At 43.9% G+C, this 17,714-nt stretch carries 18 protein-coding genes; 15 read left to right on the top strand and 3 right to left on the bottom strand.

Features of this window, described 5'->3' with window-relative positions; genetic code table 11:
- Positions 1-12: 12 nt before the first annotated feature.
- The 6 genes from ubiE to tatC all read left to right on the top strand — a co-directional run bounded on the left by ubiE (position 13) and on the right by tatC (position 4,738).
- Positions 13-792: a bifunctional demethylmenaquinone methyltransferase/2-methoxy-6-polyprenyl-1,4-benzoquinol methylase UbiE gene (ubiE, locus tag K08M4_RS14415; protein WP_026012235.1), complete on the top strand. Its 780-nt coding sequence runs from the start codon at positions 13-15 to the stop codon at positions 790-792.
- Positions 793-889: 97 nt separating this feature from the next.
- Positions 890-1,495, top strand: a complete 606-nt coding sequence (locus K08M4_RS14410) for a ubiquinone biosynthesis accessory factor UbiJ (RefSeq protein WP_019350537.1) — start codon at positions 890-892, stop codon at positions 1,493-1,495.
- Positions 1,492-3,126, top strand: a complete 1,635-nt coding sequence (ubiB, locus tag K08M4_RS14405; RefSeq protein ID WP_086050293.1) for a ubiquinone biosynthesis regulatory protein kinase UbiB — start codon at positions 1,492-1,494, stop codon at positions 3,124-3,126. The genes K08M4_RS14410 and ubiB overlap by 4 nt, the downstream gene beginning before the upstream one ends.
- Positions 3,127-3,180: 54 nt before the next feature.
- The gene (gene tatA / locus K08M4_RS14400; protein WP_004735565.1) at positions 3,181-3,435 is read left to right on the top strand and encodes a Sec-independent protein translocase subunit TatA; all 255 of its coding nucleotides are present in this window, start codon (positions 3,181-3,183) and stop codon (positions 3,433-3,435) included.
- Between the two features lie 3 nt (positions 3,436-3,438).
- The gene (gene tatB, locus K08M4_RS14395) at positions 3,439-3,846 is read left to right on the top strand and encodes a Sec-independent protein translocase protein TatB (RefSeq protein ID WP_086050292.1); all 408 of its coding nucleotides are present in this window, start codon (positions 3,439-3,441) and stop codon (positions 3,844-3,846) included.
- 136 nt (positions 3,847-3,982) lie between these two features.
- A complete protein-coding gene (gene tatC, locus K08M4_RS14390; protein ID WP_086050291.1) occupies positions 3,983-4,738 on the top strand; it encodes a twin-arginine translocase subunit TatC in 756 nt (251 codons plus the stop codon).
- A 192-nt stretch (positions 4,739-4,930) separates the two neighbouring features.
- On the opposite strand, the gene K08M4_RS14385 is transcribed toward tatC, so the two are convergent.
- The gene (locus tag K08M4_RS14385) at positions 4,931-5,692 is read right to left on the bottom strand and encodes a TatD family hydrolase (RefSeq protein ID WP_086050290.1); all 762 of its coding nucleotides are present in this window, start codon (positions 5,690-5,692) and stop codon (positions 4,931-4,933) included.
- 208 nt (positions 5,693-5,900) lie between these two features.
- Between K08M4_RS14385 and hemB the strand changes: the two genes are divergently transcribed.
- The 4 genes from hemB (at position 5,901) to spfP (ending at position 11,199) form a co-directional block, all read left to right on the top strand.
- Complete coding sequence (gene hemB / locus K08M4_RS14380) at positions 5,901-6,944, top strand: porphobilinogen synthase (protein WP_086050289.1); 1,044 nt, start codon at positions 5,901-5,903, stop codon at positions 6,942-6,944.
- 81 nt (positions 6,945-7,025) lie between these two features.
- Complete coding sequence (locus tag K08M4_RS14375; RefSeq protein WP_086050288.1) at positions 7,026-7,466, top strand: GNAT family N-acetyltransferase; 441 nt, start codon at positions 7,026-7,028, stop codon at positions 7,464-7,466.
- 693 nt (positions 7,467-8,159) lie between these two features.
- Entirely contained in the window at positions 8,160-10,958 is a 2,799-nt protein-coding gene (gene polA / locus K08M4_RS14370) for a DNA polymerase I (protein WP_086050287.1), read from the top strand.
- A gap of 193 nt (positions 10,959-11,151) precedes the next feature.
- On the top strand, positions 11,152-11,199 hold the full coding sequence (gene spfP / locus K08M4_RS22580) for a small protein SpfP (RefSeq protein ID WP_438356636.1): 48 nt from the start codon (positions 11,152-11,154) through the stop codon (positions 11,197-11,199).
- A 266-nt stretch (positions 11,200-11,465) separates the two neighbouring features.
- Here the strand turns inward: spfP and K08M4_RS14365 are convergent, their stop codons facing one another.
- Positions 11,466-12,065, bottom strand: a complete 600-nt coding sequence (locus tag K08M4_RS14365) for a GTP-binding protein (RefSeq protein ID WP_086050286.1) — start codon at positions 12,063-12,065, stop codon at positions 11,466-11,468.
- Positions 12,066-12,295: 230 nt separating this feature from the next.
- The gene (yihA, locus tag K08M4_RS14360; RefSeq protein ID WP_009848045.1) at positions 12,296-12,955 is read right to left on the bottom strand and encodes a ribosome biogenesis GTP-binding protein YihA/YsxC; all 660 of its coding nucleotides are present in this window, start codon (positions 12,953-12,955) and stop codon (positions 12,296-12,298) included.
- A 148-nt stretch (positions 12,956-13,103) separates the two neighbouring features.
- Here yihA and K08M4_RS14355 point away from each other — a divergent pair, with 148 nt between their 5' ends.
- The 5 genes from K08M4_RS14355 to hemN all read left to right on the top strand — a co-directional run bounded on the left by K08M4_RS14355 (position 13,104) and on the right by hemN (position 17,708).
- Positions 13,104-13,721, top strand: coding sequence for a c-type cytochrome (locus K08M4_RS14355; protein ID WP_009848044.1), 618 nt, complete (start codon positions 13,104-13,106; stop codon positions 13,719-13,721).
- 557 nt (positions 13,722-14,278) lie between these two features.
- The gene (locus K08M4_RS14350) at positions 14,279-14,917 is read left to right on the top strand and encodes a class I SAM-dependent methyltransferase (RefSeq protein ID WP_086050285.1); all 639 of its coding nucleotides are present in this window, start codon (positions 14,279-14,281) and stop codon (positions 14,915-14,917) included.
- Entirely contained in the window at positions 14,917-15,474 is a 558-nt protein-coding gene (gene yihI, locus K08M4_RS14345) for a Der GTPase-activating protein YihI (protein ID WP_004735577.1), read from the top strand. The genes K08M4_RS14350 and yihI overlap by 1 nt, the downstream gene beginning before the upstream one ends.
- A 6-nt stretch (positions 15,475-15,480) precedes the next feature.
- A complete protein-coding gene (locus tag K08M4_RS14340; RefSeq protein WP_086050284.1) occupies positions 15,481-15,969 on the top strand; it encodes a DUF2489 domain-containing protein in 489 nt (162 codons plus the stop codon).
- Between the two features lie 347 nt (positions 15,970-16,316).
- The gene (gene hemN, locus K08M4_RS14335; protein WP_086050283.1) at positions 16,317-17,708 is read left to right on the top strand and encodes an oxygen-independent coproporphyrinogen III oxidase; all 1,392 of its coding nucleotides are present in this window, start codon (positions 16,317-16,319) and stop codon (positions 17,706-17,708) included.
- Positions 17,709-17,714: the final 6 nt, after the last annotated feature.

Raw genomic sequence — 17,714 nt, 5'->3', positions numbered from 1 at the left:
GTAGATAACAGCATTATGGACACAAGCGTGCAGACAAATTCAGCAGTAGAGTCAGAAACCACACACTTTGGTTTCGAAACAGTCGCAAAAGACGAAAAAGTCGCGAAAGTAGCAGAGGTATTTCACTCTGTAGCCGCTAAATACGACATCATGAATGACTTAATGTCGGGTGGTGTTCACCGCTTGTGGAAGCGATTCACGATTGATTGCAGTGGCGTTCGCCCTGGTCAACGTATCCTAGACCTTGGTGGTGGTACTGGCGACCTTACTGCGAAATTCTCGCGTATCGTTGGCGAAAAAGGCCACGTGGTTCTTGCTGATATTAACAACTCAATGCTGAATGTTGGCCGCGATAAACTACGTGATAGCGGTATTGTTGGCAATGTACATTACGTACAAGCGAATGCTGAAGAGCTGCCTTTCCCAGATAACTACTTCGATTGCATTACCATCAGCTTCTGTCTGCGTAATGTTACCGACAAAGACCAAGCGCTGCGTTCAATGTACCGTGTGCTGAAGCCGGGCGGTCGTCTGTTGGTTCTTGAGTTTTCTAAACCAGTGCTTGAGCCTTTATCAAAGGTTTACGATGCCTACTCTTTCCACCTATTGCCAAAAATGGGTGAACTGATTGCTAACGATGCAGACAGCTATCGTTACCTTGCAGAATCAATCCGTATGCACCCTAACCAAGAAACCTTGGAAGGCATGATGCAAGAAGCGGGTTTTGAAAATACGAAATACTTCAACCTAACGGGCGGCATTGTAGCGCTGCACCGCGGTTACAAGTTCTAGTCGAACTTGGTAGCAGGCTCGTAGAGCACGCTAAAAATAAGAATAAAGATAGAACGGATAGGTTAACGCTTATCCGTTTTCAAAGGTAAGGACAGTCATGCCATTTGATCCATTGGTCACCGCGGTTATTGAAACCTCTTTAAATACTTTCGTGAACGATGATCCAGCTTTGGTTCGTCGTTTGTCTCGTTTAAAGGGGCAGATCATTCAAGTTAATTTGAAAGAGCTGAATAAAACTCTCACTTTCGTTTTTAGCCAACAGATCGATGTGTTGTCTGAATATGAAGGGCAACCAGATTGCTACCTATCTTTGAACCTATCGGTACTGCCAGAACTGCGTGAGCAATCGAACATCACCAAACTGATCAAGCAAGATAAGCTGATCTTAGAGGGTGATATTCAACTGGCTCAGAAATTTGCTCAGCTAATGACAGACTGCAAGCCTGATTTGGAAGAGTGGCTGTCACGTGTGACTGGCGATGTGGTTGCTCATACCTTGGTACAAGGCGTTAAAAACGTCGGCGGCTTTGTGGCTAAGCAAGCAACTAAGCATCAAAATCATGTTGCTCAGGTTCTGACAGAAGAGTGGAAGATTGCTCCAGCGCCATTAGAAGTGGTGCATTTTTGCGATCAGGTTGATGACGTAAAAAGCTCGGTAGCTCGCCTTGAAGCTAAGTTGAACGCTCTGTTGGAGAAAATATGACCCCGACAGAACTGAAACGTCTTTATCATATTATCAAGGTACAGTTAGAGTACGGCCTTGATGAATTGATGCCTGAGCACCATTTGACTAAAGCGCCACTGTTGGCGAGAAAGTCTCTATTTTGGCTCAAAAATAAGCATCAAGATAAAGAGTTGGGTCAGCGTTTGCGTCTTGCTCTGCAAGAGTTAGGGCCGGTGTGGATTAAGTTTGGTCAAATGATGTCAACGCGTCGTGACCTGTTTCCTCCTCACATCGCAGATCAATTGGCTTTGCTGCAAGACCAAGTGGCGCCGTTTGATGGTCAACTGGCCAAGCAAGATATGGAAAAGGCACTGGGTGGCAGCTTAGATAACTGGTTTACTGACTTTGATATCGAGCCATTGGCTTCAGCATCTATCGCTCAGGTGCATACTGCAAAGCTTAAAGAGAACGGCCGCGAGATTGTTCTGAAGGTCATTCGACCTGATATTCGTCCGGTGATTGATGCAGATCTAAAACTGATGCACCGAATGGCGCGTATAGTCGCTAAGTCGCTTCCTGAAGCACGTCGTTTGAAACCGGTTGAGGTGGTTCACGAGTACGAAAAAACGTTACTGGATGAACTCGACTTGCGCCGCGAGGCTGCGAATGCGATTCAACTGCGACGTAATTTTGAAGGCAGTGAAGAGCTGTATGTTCCAGAGGTTATCCCTGATTTAAGCAGTGAAACCTTGATGGTGTCAGAGCGAATCTATGGTATTCAAGTTTCGGATATTGAAACGCTGAACGCCAACGGCACGAACATGAAATTGCTGGCTGAACGTGGTGTGACGGTATTCTTCACCCAAGTGTTCCGCGATAGCTTTTTCCATGCAGACATGCACCCAGGTAACGTATTCGTTAACCCTGAAAATCCAGATAACCCTCAGTGGATTGGCTTGGATTGTGGCATTGTAGGCACGCTTAATAGCGAAGATAAGCGCTACTTAGCCGAGAATTTACTGGCTTTCTTTAATCGAGATTATCGTAAAGTTGCAGAGCTACATGTCGATTCAGGGTGGGTGCCACACGACACTAACGTCAATGATTTCGAATTTGCGATTCGCATGGTGTGTGAGCCAATTTTTGCAAAACCACTTGGCGAGATCTCATTTGGCCATGTGTTGCTAAATTTATTTAATACAGCAAGACGTTTCAACATGGAGGTTCAACCTCAGTTGGTACTTCTGCAGAAGACTTTGTTGTATGTTGAAGGTCTAGGCCGTCAGCTTTATCCGCAACTTGATTTGTGGGCAACGGCGAAGCCTTTCCTTGAAACCTGGATGATGAATCAGGTGGGGCCGCAAGCTGTGATCAACGCAGTAAAAGAGCGTGCGCCATTCTGGGCAGAGAAATTACCAGAGCTGCCAGAGTTACTTTATGACAGCCTTCGTCAGGGTAAAGCGATGAACCAGAGAATGGATCAGCTTTATCAAGGCTACCGAGATACCAAACGCCAACAAGCGACTGGAAAGTTTTTGTTTGGTGTTGGAGCCACTTTAGTCGTATGCTCCGCAATATTAGTTTCAAGCCCTTATGAGCAGCTATCTATGGGCTGTGGCATCGCAGGTGTCACATTTTGGTTGCTTAGTTGGCGAGCTTACCGTCGTTAGACAGTAGACTCTCTTAATATTTTTTATGTGTAGACAGACCCGAGGACAATGACAATGGGTGGTATCAGTATTTGGCAACTTCTAATCATTGCTGTGATTGTAATTTTACTTTTTGGAACGAAGAAACTACGCGGCATGGGTGGTGACTTAGGTTCAGCGGTGAAAGGCTTCAAGAAAGCAATGAGCGATGAAGACAAGCCTGCAGATAAGAAAGATGCAGACTTTGAACCAAAGAATATTGAACAGCAGAAGAAAGAAGCTAGCGCTGAAACAACTGCTGAAACAAAGAAAGACAAAGAGCAGGCGTAAATCGTGTTTGATATCGGTTTTTGGGAACTGGTATTAATATCTGTCGTTGGGTTAGTGGTGTTAGGACCTGAGCGTTTGCCCGTTGCGATTCGTAGTATTTCCAAGTTTGTTGGACAAGCGAAAAGCATGGCAAACAGTGTGAAAGATGAACTTTCTCACGAGCTTAAGGTGCAAGAGCTGCAAGAAAACCTACGCAAGGCGGAAAAAATGGGTATGGAAGATTTATCTCCAGACCTAAAAGCGTCAGTCGATGAACTCAAGCAGGCCGCTGCTCAAGTTCAACGTCCGTATGCTAAGCCTGAGTCTGATAAGCCAAGTGATACTGAACCTAGTGTCACGGAAACTGTGGAATCTGAAACCATTCAGGTCAACAGCGAAGCTTCAGCACCGTCAGATAAGAAAGCCGAATAGTCTCGCAAGGAGGAGTCGCCAGATACTTGAGTCGCTAGATGTAGCTATTCAAGTTAATAACTATTCAAGTGGATACCAATTCAACTGGATAGATACACGCGACTCCTTTTCGATCTTCCTGTTTAAGAGGTTTGACATGTCTTCGACTGAGCAGACACAGCCTTTAATTAGCCATCTTCTAGAATTACGTAATCGCCTACTACGTGCGATTGTCGCGGTGCTAGTGATATTTGTCGGGCTAATTTATTTTGCTAATGATATTTATGAATTCGTATCAGCACCTTTGGTAGATCGTCTGCCTGAAGGGGCGACGATGATCGCAACAGATGTTGCATCGCCATTTTTTACACCGCTAAAATTAACCTTAATCGCGTCTATTTTTGTCGCTGTGCCGTTTATTTTGTATCAGGTGTGGGCCTTTGTTGCTCCGGGTTTGTACAAGCATGAAAAACGCTTGATCATGCCGTTATTGGCTTCAAGTTCTTTGCTGTTTTACTGTGGTGTGGCGTTTGCTTACTTCGTAGTATTCCCATTGGTATTTAGTTTCTTCACGGCTATTTCCTTAGGGCAGGTAGAGTTCGCAACAGACATATCAAGTTATCTCGATTTTGTACTCGCGCTGTTCTTTGCTTTTGGTATTGCTTTTGAAGTACCAGTAGCGATTATCTTGTTATGTTGGACGGGGGCGACAACGCCTAAGGCTCTGTCTGAAAAGCGTCCGTACATTGTTGTCGGTGCTTTTATCGTCGGTATGATGCTGACACCTCCCGATATGATCTCGCAGACACTGTTGGCGATTCCAATGTGTATTCTGTTTGAGATTGGTCTGTTCTTCGCGCGTTTCTATGTGCGTAAGCCAGATGCGGATGAAGAGCAAGAAGCTGACTCTTAATTCGTAAAAGTTGCAATAGTTTGATTTATTAGAGTCTTACAGTAACAAATACATAAAAAAAGCGGCCTAGGGCCGCTTTTTTTATGTATTTTATCGAATGTCGATTATACCATCTTCATAAACAACGGGTTACGCTCACTTGTTTTAAAGCTCGATCACTGCGTTATTTCTGATGACTTACTGTGATTGATATTATAAACCAAACAGTAATTTAGCGTTGCTGGTCGTTATACTGTCGACTTCTTCAAGGGTAATGCCACGCAATTCAGCGATGCGTTTTGCTACCAATTCCGTGTAGGCTGGCTCATTACGTTTACCGCGATTGGGTGTTGGTGCTAAATACGGGCAATCTGTCTCTAGAATGACGTAATTCATATCAAGATATGGAATCACCTTGTCCATTCCTGAGTTCTTAAAGGTCGATACACCGCCTAAACCTAAGTGAAAGCCTAGCTCGTTGATTGCCTGGGCTTCCTCTAAGCTGCTGCCAAAGCAGTGGAATACGCCACGTAAACTGCCATCTTGTTCTTTACGAAGTAGAGTCAGTGTCTCTTCAATGGAATCTCGAGTGTGGATCACCACAGGCAGATCGAGCTCTTTTGCCCATTGCAGTTGAGTCACGAAAGCCATCTCTTGTTCAGCCTTGAAGGTTTTATCCCAGTACAAGTCGATACCAATCTCACCCACGGCGATAAAGTCATGTTTATCAAACCAAGCTCGAATGGTTTTGAGGGTTTGCTCGATATTTGCATCCACATAACAAGGGTGTAAGCCCATCATTGAACGACACACATCAGGAAACTGAGCTTCCGTCGCTAACATTGGCTCGATAGAATCTAAATCGATGTTCGGCAATAGAATGGTATCAATACCTTGAGCCAGTGCGCGCTGCACGACTTGTTCACGGTCTTCATCGAATTCGCTCGCGTAAATATGAGCATGGGTGTCGATCATTATTTTGTCCTGAAAGCAGTCTTTACTGAGTTGTCATGAGTATACGGCAGTGTGAGGAGAAGGTCATTTTTTGCCATTTATCCCTGTTTTTGAGTGGGTTTTATATTTTACTGCTAGCGTCCTGAGCCATCAGTGATATGCTTTTGCCTGTATTTAGCACTTTTCATATCTAAGCATTTCGGTGCTTAGACTAGGCAAGGAGAATCTAGTGTCTGTTTCAATTCAAGGTCAATTCCCAGGTCGCCGTATGCGCCGTATGCGTAAGCACGACTTTAGCCGTCGCCTAATGGCAGAAAATCAATTGTCTGTGGATGACCTCATCTACCCAATGTTTATCCTGATGGGTAAAGACCGCCGCGAGCCTGTCGAGTCAATGCCGGGTGTTGAGCGTCTGTCTATCGACCTTATGCTTGAGGAAGCGGATTACCTGTCAAAATTGGGTGTTCCTGCGATTGCTCTGTTTCCGGTCGTGAACCAAGATGCTAAAAGTTTATGCGCGGCTGAAGCTCATAACTCCGAAGGTTTAGTGCAGCGTGCGGTACGTTCATTAAAAGAGCACGTGCCAAATATGGGTGTGATTACTGATGTTGCACTGGACCCATTTACTACTCACGGCCAAGACGGCATTATCGATGAAGATGGTTACGTGATGAATGATGAAACGACTGAAGTGTTGATTCAGCAGGCGTTATCGCATGCTGAAGCCGGTGCAGATGTAGTTGCTCCGTCGGATATGATGGATGGTCGTATTGGTAAGATCCGTGAAGCATTAGAAGAAGCGGGCTATATTCATACTCAGATTATGGCGTACTCTGCGAAATACGCATCGTGCTACTACGGCCCATTCCGTGATGCAGTCGGCAGCGCTTCGAACCTGAAAGGTGGTAATAAAAAGAACTACCAGATGGATCCTGCGAACAGCGATGAAGCGATTCATGAAGTGGCGATGGATCTTAATGAAGGTGCAGACATGGTGATGGTTAAGCCTGGCATGCCTTACCTTGATATCGTGCGTCGTGTGAAGCATGAACTTCAAGCGCCAACGTATGCTTACCAAGTGTCTGGTGAGTACGCGATGCATAAAGCGGCGATTCAAAACGGTTGGCTGAAAGAGCGCGAAACCGTCATGGAATCACTGTTATGCTTTAAGCGCGCTGGTGCTGATGGCATTCTTACTTACTTCGCCAAAGATGTGGCAGAGTGGCTTGCAGAAGACAATGCACAAGCAGCCAAGCATTTAAAAGAAAAGTAACAACTTAACGTTAACTTAAGTGATATTCAGTAAAAGGGTTGGCCATTGTGTCAGCCCTTTCGCTTATAAGGATGGAAGAAGATGTCAGTCATAGTACGTGAAGGTTCACTGGAGGAGGTTGTGTCTGTTGTCGAGCAGATCTCTGAGTTTGCTAGAAAAGAGAGTGTCGCTTCACTGACAGCTCGGCTTGAAGGGAAAAAGAGCCTGATCTTAGTGGCTGAAGAGGCGAACGTGTTACTCGGCTTTAAAATTGGTTATGAGCTTAACTCAAATACTTTCTATAGTTGGTTTGGTGGTGTGTCACCGCTTGCAAGAAATAAGGGGGTCGCACAAGCTCAATTAGATGTTCAGGAGCAGTGGGCACAAGAGCGGGATTATGAGCAGCTGAAAGTAAAATCTCGTAACCAGTTTCCTGCGATGCTGTGTTTACTATTGAAAAATGGCTATCGAATAGAAAAACTGGAAGAAAAAGAAGAGATTAATGAAAATCGAATCCATTTCGTGAAGCAATTATCAGCTTAATGATTTGCTTTATCGGGGAGATAAACCATTTAAAATGAATTTAATGAGATTTATTATCATTTAGTTGTTGACTATTAAATGAGAATCATTATTATTAACCCTGTCTTAGGGAATGAGGAAATGTTCACAAGGATGTTAAGTACTCAAGTATCAACTTGGTTACCCAACAGAATTCTCGCGAACTTGTACTAAGTTCTTTTTGACACGACATTGCTCACATTGCTTCCAGTGTAATTTATAGCTTTTAGGTAAAGCTGTGGTATTCAATTTGAATGGCTTTACCAGTTTTTGCTAGGCGACATCTTCGGGTGTCGCTTTTTTTATACCTCAAATTCAACAATATGCATATTTAGTGGCACGTTTTTTTATGAATAAAACGCCATCAGCATTCTTTTCCACAATGCAGGATCGTAAAAAGATCGTTGATCATGTGTTCGATCTGTAAAATTGTTCTTTATTTTCAGTGTGTTGTAGGTGTTTTTTGATTTCTTAACCTTACTTCTCAACAGGGTGGATAAATAATATAAACAGAGTTATCCACAGAACGCTTGCGTCTAAGAACAAAAAATAACAACAAATCGATTATAACGAATACAACCGAGTGAACGGATACAGATCGGCAACATGGAATCCAACCAACAGACGTGGCATTCTTAACAGATAATTTCTGTACTTACTGGATACACAAACATTATGGCTCGTATTCCTGATAATCCATTGATCCTGATTGATGGCTCTTCTTACCTATATCGCGCGTTCCATGCTTACCCTGGCACCATGAGTAATGGTGATATCCCAACCAACGCTGTTTACGGTGTGGTTAACATGCTACGTAGCATGATGCGTCAATTTGCTTCTGATCGTATTGCTGTAATTTTTGATGCGAAAGGAAAGACGTTCCGTGATGACATGTACCCAGAGTACAAAGCAAACCGTCCACCCATGCCCGATGACCTTCGTTGCCAAATAGAACCGCTGCACAATGTGATTCGAGCAATGGGCTTGCCACTTATCTCTATTCCCGGTGTTGAAGCGGATGATGTGATTGGTACGCTTGCTTCTCAAGCTTCTGCGATGGGGATGCCGGTACTTATCAGTACTGGTGATAAAGATATGGCGCAGTTAGTTGATGACAACGTTACTCTGATCAACACCATGACCAACGTGGTAATGGATCGCGAAGGTGTGATTGAGAAGTTTGGTATCCCGCCAGAACTGATCATCGATTACTTGGCACTGATGGGCGATAAAGTCGATAACATCCCTGGTGTTCCGGGTGTCGGTGACAAGACAGCGACGGCTTTACTACAAGGCATTGGTAGTATCGAAAAGTTGTATCAGAATCTTGATGATATTGCGGCGCTTGGTTTCCGCGGTTCGAAGACGATGGCTAAGAAGCTGGCTGATAATAAAGCCAATGCTGACATGTCCTACGAGCTTGCAACAATCAAGCTAGATGTTGAGCTTGAAGAGACGCCTGAGTCATTGGTAAAAGCACAACCCAATATCGATGAGTTGATCAAGTTATACGGTCAACTGGTCTTTAAATCTTGGTTGAACGAGCTGCTTGAAGGCGGCAGTGGTGTGGTTGAAGCTGATGAAAAATCGGGATCAGTACGCAGCAGCGCTTCTGCAACAACGTCTACTGTAGAGATGAATACGTCTGCTGTGACGATTGATCGCAGTAACTACGAAACGATTCTAGATGAAGCGTCATTCAATGTTTGGTTAGAAAAGCTTAAAGCAGCTGAATTGTTTGCTTTTGATACTGAGACAGACAGCCTTGATTACATGGTCGCGAATCTAGTCGGTTTATCATTTGCGACGGAAGAGGGCGTTGCCGCTTACGTACCAGTTGCTCATGATTACCTAGATGCACCGCAACAGCTGGGTCGTGATTGGGTACTTGAACAACTTAAACCGATTCTTGAAGATGATGCTCAAGCTAAAGTGGGTCAAAACCTGAAGTACGATATGAGTGTGCTAGCGCGCTACGGTATCGAGATGAAGGGCATCAAACACGACACTATGTTGGCTTCTTACGTTTTCAATAGCGTAGGTGGCAAGCACGATATGGACAGCCTAGCGCTACGCTTCCTACAGCATAGCTGCATCTCATTTGAGCAAATTGCAGGTAAAGGTAAGAAACAACTTACTTTCAACCAGATTGAGCTGGGTGAAGCGTCTCCATACGCTGCAGAAGATGCTGACGTGACACTACGTCTGCATAACCGCCTAATGGAAAACATTGAGCAAGATGAAAAGCTTAAAACCATTTATGAAGAAATCGAAGTACCACTGATTCCTGTGATGTCTCGCATTGAGCGTACTGGCGTATTCATCGATGACATGCTGTTAGGGGCTCAATCGCAAGAGATAGCGGTTCGTCTGGATGAGTTAGAGCAGAAAGCTTACGAGATTGCAGAGCAAGAGTTCAACATGAACTCGCCAAAACAACTGCAAGCGATCCTGTTTGAGAAAATGGGTCTGCCAGTTATCAAGAAAACGCCATCAGGTGCGCCTTCAACTAACGAAGAAGTGTTGCAAGAGCTGGCCCTTGATTACCCGTTGCCTAAGCTGATCATTGAGTATCGTGGCTTGGCGAAACTGAAGTCTACTTACACCGATAAATTGCCGAAGATGATCAACGCTGAAACGGGTCGCGTTCATACTTCTTATCACCAAGCGGTAACGGCAACCGGTCGTTTGTCTTCGACTGATCCAAACCTACAAAATATCCCAATTCGTAATGAAGAAGGTCGTCGTATTCGCCAAGCATTCGTTGCACAACATGGTTGGAAGATCCTAGCGGTCGATTACTCTCAAATTGAATTGCGTATCATGGCGCACCTATCGGGTGATAAAGCGCTGCTGGAAGCGTTCCAACAAGGCAAAGATATTCACGCGGCAACGGCTGCTGAGATTATCGGTGTGGCTATTGATCAAGTTACCACTGAACAGCGTCGTCGTGCTAAAGCCGTTAACTTCGGTCTTATTTACGGCATGAGTGCCTTTGGCTTGGCTAAGCAACTGGGGATTCCTCGTGGTGAAGCACAGCACTACATGGACACTTACTTTGAACGTTACCCTGGTGTAATGCAGTACATGGAAGACACACGCAGTGCTGCTTCAGAGCAAGGCTTCGTTGAAACCATTTACGGTCGTCGATTGCACCTTCCTGAAATTCAATCTCGTAATGGCATGCGTCGTAAAGCGGCTGAACGTGCGGCGATCAACGCACCAATGCAAGGCACAGCTGCTGACATTATTAAGAAAGCGATGCTGCTAGTGGATGAGTGGATTCAAGCGGAAGGTGATGGTCGTGTGAAACTGCTTATGCAAGTACACGATGAATTGGTCTTCGAAGTGGAAGAGTCAGCTTTAGCCGAAATTGAAAGTAAAGTACAACAATTGATGGAATCCGCTGCAGAGCTAGAAGTACCGCTGGTCGCGGAAGCTGGCCACGGTGACAACTGGGATCAAGCCCACTAATCAGTTTTTGACCTTATTGAGTAAATTAGTATGGGCCAGTGCACAAACACTGGCTTTTTTTTGTCTCGAATAAAGTTGAGCTACAAGAAGAGTTTGGGTGTTTTAATAAAACATTCATGAAAAAAAACTACAAAAACGGTTTTCATTTCTGAGCAATTGTTGTACATTAAATCTTGTAGGGTACAGAGGTAAGATGTTCTATCTTTCAGACCTTTTGTTTCACGTTATTGGATTAGGCTGATTCAGCCGCCCCAGTCAGTATTTGACTGGGGCGTTTTTTCTTGTGCGAAAGAAAAATATCTCCAACCTACTATTCCCCCGTAAAATCTCCCATTTTTAGTGCCTTTTGTTACGTTTCCCCCAAGTAGCGTGATAAACACTCGATTGCCTTAGATCTGGAATTCAATCAGCAATTGGTAATTTTAATCCGTCTCTAAGTGCATTGTTTTATTCTTGAAAATAACTTTTATTTTACAAGTAACTCATAATGCATTGATCGATTACGTCTTATTTATCAGTACATTGAGTGGGTGAATGCTCAATGTAGTCCATGATTTCCTGTTGTTTCTCTGTGCTGTATTTCAGAGCTTCGGCCGTGATCTGGATAGATTGCGCCATAGAAGAGATATTGTTGGTCGCTTTCACTAAGGTTTGCTGCATGGGTTTTAGGATAAGTAGGTAGATAGCAGTCAAAGCGATAACAATGACAGCGATAACGGCTGCTAACGCAATGATGATCTTGGTCTGAATATCATCCAACAGCATTTGACTGGTCTTTTTAAAGGCGAGTCGAGATTGATCTAAGGCTTGTGGGAGTTGATTGAGTGATGTCTTGGTAGAGCTCGCAAGCTTGTTGATGCTTTCAACGGTTTGGTTCAGAGCTTGTTGTTGGTCTTCACTAAGGTTGGGGTTGTTGACGATCGCCTGCAAAGATTGCGATATCACCTCAAGAGACTCACTCGCATCTTGAGCGTATTTTTCCATACCATCCAAGTCCAAGGTCATATCAACATTGATCAGTGGGGCTTGTTCTTGTTCTGCTTCAGAGGCGAACCCTGTCAATGAGACCAGCATTAGTGCAATGATGGCCAACGGTGTTTTCCACATGAGTATTCCTTTCTCATTGTTCTGTTTATTTAGATGTGTCTTTTAGTATGGTTCACTTCTCTCGTTTCTAACTGGTTAATCTTGTCTTTAATTCTCAAGACTTAGGTTTAACTCACTAATTTTTGGGCAAAAAAATACCCCACCTATATGAGGAAGGGTATTAATAAGGCTAAATCACTTGCTGTAAGTGCTTTAACTTCTAATTATAGATAAAGCTATAGATAGAAGAACTACTCTGAGTCGTTTTGCTCTTCGTCAGCTAACTCATCAATGATTTGATCGGCAAATACCGGAGCAAACCATTCATCCATCTTGGCACGCAGTTGGTCAACGCCGATGCCCTTCATTGAAGAGAAGACATCAACGGCAACATCACCACCGAAAGATTTCGCATCATTACGAATTTTCAGTAGCTGTGCTTTACGCGCGCCACTTTTCAGTTTGTCTGCTTTTGTTAACAAAACTTGTACCGGGATACGGCTATCGATAGCCCAGTAGATCATTTGTTGGTCAAGGTCTTTCATTGGGTGACGGATATCCATCAATACCACTAAACCTTTTAGGCTTTCACGTCGTTGTAGGTATTCGCCTAGCGACTTCTGCCATTTTTTCTTCATCTCAAGCGGTACTTGAGCAAAGCCATATCCAGGTAAATCGACGATATGACAGCCGTCGGTCACCTTAAATAGGTTAATTAGCTGAGTTCGACCGGGTGTTTTACTGGTTTTCGCCAAGCTTTTTTGGTTTGTAACGCGGTTTAGTGCGCTAGATTTACCAGCATTGGAGCGTCCTGCAAACGCAATTTCGATCCCTTCGTCTTCTGGTAAGTGACGAATATCAGGTGCACTGGTAATGAAATGCGTGTTTTGATAATGAATTTTTACGCTCACTGTTAACTCCATCTCGACTTTGTGTAGTCGATTGATTACTTTTTTGTGAATTTGTGTAAAATAACCGTGCTCGGCATAAGGTCGCCTATTGTACCATGAGTGGCAACATAGAGTGGTACTGGAAGCTTGATAATTATAATGGAATGTCATGAAGAAATTAGCGCTAATTTTGAGTCTTTTAGCCAGCTGCTCAGTATGGGCTCAAGGTAGTATTGAAGCTGGTAAAGCCAAATCACAAACATGTGTTGCCTGCCACGGTGCTGACGGCAACAGTCTGATCACTCAGTACCCTAAGCTGGCTGGTCAACACGAGAAATACCTAGAGAAGCAGTTAAAAGAGCTTAAGCTAGGTATGACGAGTGGTGGTAAGCAAGGTCGTTACGAGCCTGTAATGGGTGCAATGGCGATGCCTTTATCTGAAGAAGATATGGCTGACCTAGCGGCATACTACGCATCTCTCCCTATCTCTAGTAACTCTACTCCTGAAAATGTAGTAGATGAAGGTAAGGTTCTTTACACCGCGGGTAACGCAGAACGCGGCGTAACGGCTTGTATTGCTTGTCACGGCCCTCGTGGTAATGGTACCGAACTTTCTGGTTTCCCTAAGATTTCAGGTCAGCACGCAGATTACATCAAGGCTCAACTTGAGAAATTCCGCGATGGTAACCGTAATAACGACATGAATGCGATGATGCGTGATGTAGCTAAAAAGTTAACAGACGCAGATATTGATACCTTATCGAAGTACGTTGGTGGTTTACACTAATATGTCGGTTTCTTGCTCTTAGCCAGGGCAATGAAATGTACGTTCGAGCGAGATTGAAGAGACGCCCCGATCAGTAATGGTTGGGGCGTTTTCTTTTGTATTGATTTCATTTATGCGTTTTGTGTTAATGTCTAATTTATCAATGTGTGTTCGAATTGTGTACAAAAGTGTGAGCTCGCACTCTTGTAGTCTTTTTGTAAAAAGGTAAAGTAGCCGCCATCAGCTAGGAGCTGACTTAGATACGGATGGTCATCTAGTCTAACGGTATAGACAGAAACGGATCAGGCTAGGACAGCCCAGCAACAAGGTGTTAGAAAAGGATAGCCAAAACTCATCAGGATGATGAACAACAAACAAATTTGGCATGGAAAGCACCAATAACAAATGGAGATTTGTGTACCAAGTTGAGTATGCAAATTTTGGCCGATATAGGCAGATTTAGAGAGCGATAGGTTTTCCTATCGCTTTTTTTATTGATTTGATGAAAAAACACCCAATACCACTCCACTATAAACTCAGTTTCTGGTATGTTTCGCATCCCTGTTTAAGGATGTGCTATGTATACTTGTCCCTTATGCCATCACCAAGGCGTGAATCACTATTTTGAAGACAAACGCAGAGCCTATCTGCAGTGTCAGCAATGTGAACTGGTATTTGTTAAACCTGAACAAAGGTTAGAAGCAAAAGAAGAGAAAGCACACTATGATCTCCATGAGAACGATCCTAGTGATGCAGGCTATCGCCGTTTTCTATCTCGCATCGCGGATCCACTAACAGACAAAATTTCATCTAACTCACACGGGTTGGATTTTGGTTGTGGCCCAGGCCCTACGCTATCTATTATGTTAGAAGAAGCCGGACACACCATGGAGTTGTACGATATCTATTACCACCCAGAAACTTCTGTGTTGGAAAAAACGTATGACTTTATGACTGCCACGGAGGTGATAGAGCATCTTTATCACCCAGACAAAGTGTGGCAGCAATGGTTGAATTTAGTTAAACCCAAGGGCTGGATTGGTCTTATGACTAAGCTAGTAATAGACGTAGACGCGTTTGCTGGTTGGCACTACAAGAATGACCCGACACATGTCGTCTTCTTTAGTCGTCAAACATTCCAGTTTTTGGCAGAGCGGGATAAGCTCGAACTAGAATTTTTTGGAAATGATGTAATTTTACTGAGGAAAGTGCAGTAATGGGTCGTAGTAAGAAATCAAGAAAACCGGGAGCTCTTGGCGCTCCGGAACCTATGGTTACTCGTAACCGTAGTGAATCTGATGTTGAAGGTCGTGAACGTAAGCGTGTTAAAAAGCGTAAAGGCCTTAAGTCGGGCAGCCGTCACTCAGATGGTAGCGAAGCAAAACAGCGTAAAGCTGCACTAGCTCGCGACCCTCGTTTAGGCAGCAAGAAAAAAATCCCGCTGATTGTTGAACCAGCTAAGAAGTCGACGAAACAAGAGCGCAAGCTATCTAACGAACAAGAGTTAGAGATGCTTGAGAATGATGCTCAACTGAACACATTGCTAGATCGTATCGAAAATGGTGAAAACCTAGGTGCAGGTCTACAGAAGTTTGTTGATGAGAAACTTGATCGTATCGAACACCTAATGGGCCGCTTAGGTCTACTAGAGCCAGAAGACGATGAAGAAGAGATCTTCGAAGAAGCACCGGTTGCCTCTAAGAAGAAAGCGAGCTCTGACGAAGACTTGCTATCTCAATTCGAAGATTTCGATTTAGACAGCTTTAAAGGTTAATAGCCAATGAACGTAACCTTATTAGCAATTGCTGGTGGAATTATCATTCTCGGCTTGGGCTCTTACGCAGGTTACCTTCTACTTCAAGTGAAGAAGCAGACGGAGTTGCAAAAGCAGCATCAAGCACTTGCCATTGAAAAACGTAACGCGACGATTTACGAAAACGTAAATACTTTGTGCTTAGCGGGTATTCAAGGCCAGTGTGACTTACCTGAGATCAGTATCCGAGTGTGTATCATTATGGATAACGTTCAGGGTGATGAGCGTGTCGATTTTGATTCTGAGTATCCTGCTCTTTCTGAGCTGTACCATATCGTAAAAGATATGGCTCGCGGAGACGGAAGGCAGGAACTGACGAAGAAAGAGCGCATGCAGCAGAATCTCACACGCCATAAGGCGGAGACTCGCTTGAATGATGCGGTCATTGAAGACTTGAAAAGGTTGCAGGAGAAGGTTAAGCCGCTCAACAACCAAATCAATATTCAGATGCTCTAGTCACTAAGACTATTTAATATAGAGGCTTGTCTAACATTCAGTTTTTAAGACGCGCTGCTTTTAATACCTATGCATTTAAGACGCTTTGTCTTAAATGCATATTGTTTTTAGGTCGCCTTGTCTTTTAATAGACAATGTTAAATGAGCCTTCTTACCTTTTGCGTCTCGTTAATCCCGACGCTTTGTTAGTGATCAAGCTAGCAGTTCTGAGTTTTTGTCTGAAAAATTGATTTTGTCTTAGAACGACCTTACTGGTCGTGTGGCAAAATAACCCGTCTATATTTTAATGTATGTAAAATGATTTGAGAGACCTTAGGTTCTCGCGGATCTAAATTGGAAATACCGCTATGTCGAGCAAGCCAGTAACAACGAATCAGCAAATCGTTTGGGATCAAGAGATCTTAAATAAGTACAACTATTCGGGACCTCGTTACACCTCATACCCAACTGCGTTGGAGTTTCATGAAGCGTTTACTGTCGCTGATTACGACATGGCGTGTACTCAATATCCTGAGCGTCCACTCTCTCTTTACGTGCATATCCCATTCTGTCACAAGCTTTGTTACTACTGTGGTTGTAATAAAGTCATTACTCGTCACTCGCATAAAGCGGATGAGTACTTGGATGTGATTGAACATGAAATACGCCAACGCGCCTCTTTATTGAATGGCCGTAAAGTGACTCAACTGCACTTCGGTGGTGGTACACCAACGTTCTTGACCAAAACACAAATCACTCGTTTGATGGGTATTTTGCGTGAAGAGTTTAACTTCGTCGCTGACGCCGAAATCAGTATTGAAGTTGACCCGCGTGAAATTGAGCTAGACGTACTTGACCACCTTCGTAATGAAGGTTTCAACCGTCTGAGCATTGGTGTGCAAGACTTCAATAAAGAAGTACAGAAATTGGTTAACCGTGAGCAAGATGAAGAGTTCATCATTGCCATGGTTCAACGTGCGACAGAGCTAGGCTTCCGTTCAACTAACCTGGATTTGATCTACGGCCTACCAAAGCAGACTCAAGCTTTGTTCGCGGAAACATTGAAGCAAGTGTTAGAAATGAAACCGGGTCGTTTATCGGTATTTAACTACGCACACATGCCGCAACTGTTTGCTGCGCAGCGTAAGATTAAAGATGAAGATCTACCTGAAGCTAAAGAGAAGATGGCTATCTTACAAGATACTATCGAGACGCTAACCGGTGCGGGTTACCAGTTTATCGGTATGGATCACTTCGCATTACCTGAAGATGAGCTAGCAGTAGCACAGCGTGAAGGTATTCTGCATCGTAACTTCCAAGGTTACACCACTCAAGGTGAAGCTGACCTAATTGGCTTCGGTGTTTCTGCGATTTCTATGGTTGGCGATGCTTACGCACAAAACCAGAAAGAGCTGAAGAAGTACTACGCTCAGGTGAATGACCTGCGTCATGCACTTTGGAAAGGTGTGGCTCTAGACAGTGACGACCTTCTACGTCGTGAAGTGATCAAACAGCTTATCTGTAACTTTAAGCTTGATAAAACCATGATCGAATCTGAGTTCTTGGTTAACTTTAATCGCTACTTCAAAGAAGATTTAGAGCTTCTACAAACCTTTATCAACGATGAGTTGGTTGAAGTCGATGATAAAGAAATCCGCGTGACTTTGCGTGGCCGTTTGCTGATCCGTAACATCTGTATGTGTTTTGATAAATACCTACGTGCCAAGGCTCGCCAACAGCAATTCTCTCGCGTCATTTAATAGCTC

This window comes from Vibrio syngnathi (assembly GCF_002119525.1).
GTDB lineage: Bacteria > Pseudomonadota > Gammaproteobacteria > Enterobacterales > Vibrionaceae > Vibrio > Vibrio syngnathi.
The sequence above is the reverse complement of the archived record's forward strand: the minus strand, read 5'-3'. Positions and strand labels throughout refer to the sequence as shown.

Coding starts and splice junctions, on each gene's coding strand:
- K08M4_RS14340 (WP_086050284.1), top strand. CDS start 15,481: ATGAACGTAACCTTATTAGCAATTGCTGGTGGAATTATCATTCTCGGC.
- polA (WP_086050287.1), top strand. CDS start 8,160: ATGGCTCGTATTCCTGATAATCCATTGATCCTGATTGATGGCTCTTCT.
- tatA (WP_004735565.1), top strand. CDS start 3,181: ATGGGTGGTATCAGTATTTGGCAACTTCTAATCATTGCTGTGATTGTA.
- ubiB (WP_086050293.1), top strand. CDS start 1,492: ATGACCCCGACAGAACTGAAACGTCTTTATCATATTATCAAGGTACAG.
- K08M4_RS14355 (WP_009848044.1), top strand. CDS start 13,104: ATGAAGAAATTAGCGCTAATTTTGAGTCTTTTAGCCAGCTGCTCAGTA.
- K08M4_RS14385 (WP_086050290.1), bottom strand. CDS start 5,692: ATGATCGACACCCATGCTCATATTTACGCGAGCGAATTCGATGAAGAC.
- tatC (WP_086050291.1), top strand. CDS start 3,983: ATGTCTTCGACTGAGCAGACACAGCCTTTAATTAGCCATCTTCTAGAA.
- K08M4_RS14410 (WP_019350537.1), top strand. CDS start 890: ATGCCATTTGATCCATTGGTCACCGCGGTTATTGAAACCTCTTTAAAT.
- hemN (WP_086050283.1), top strand. CDS start 16,317: ATGTCGAGCAAGCCAGTAACAACGAATCAGCAAATCGTTTGGGATCAA.
- K08M4_RS14365 (WP_086050286.1), bottom strand. CDS start 12,065: ATGTGGAAAACACCGTTGGCCATCATTGCACTAATGCTGGTCTCATTG.
- K08M4_RS14350 (WP_086050285.1), top strand. CDS start 14,279: ATGTATACTTGTCCCTTATGCCATCACCAAGGCGTGAATCACTATTTT.
- K08M4_RS14375 (WP_086050288.1), top strand. CDS start 7,026: ATGTCAGTCATAGTACGTGAAGGTTCACTGGAGGAGGTTGTGTCTGTT.
- yihI (WP_004735577.1), top strand. CDS start 14,917: ATGGGTCGTAGTAAGAAATCAAGAAAACCGGGAGCTCTTGGCGCTCCG.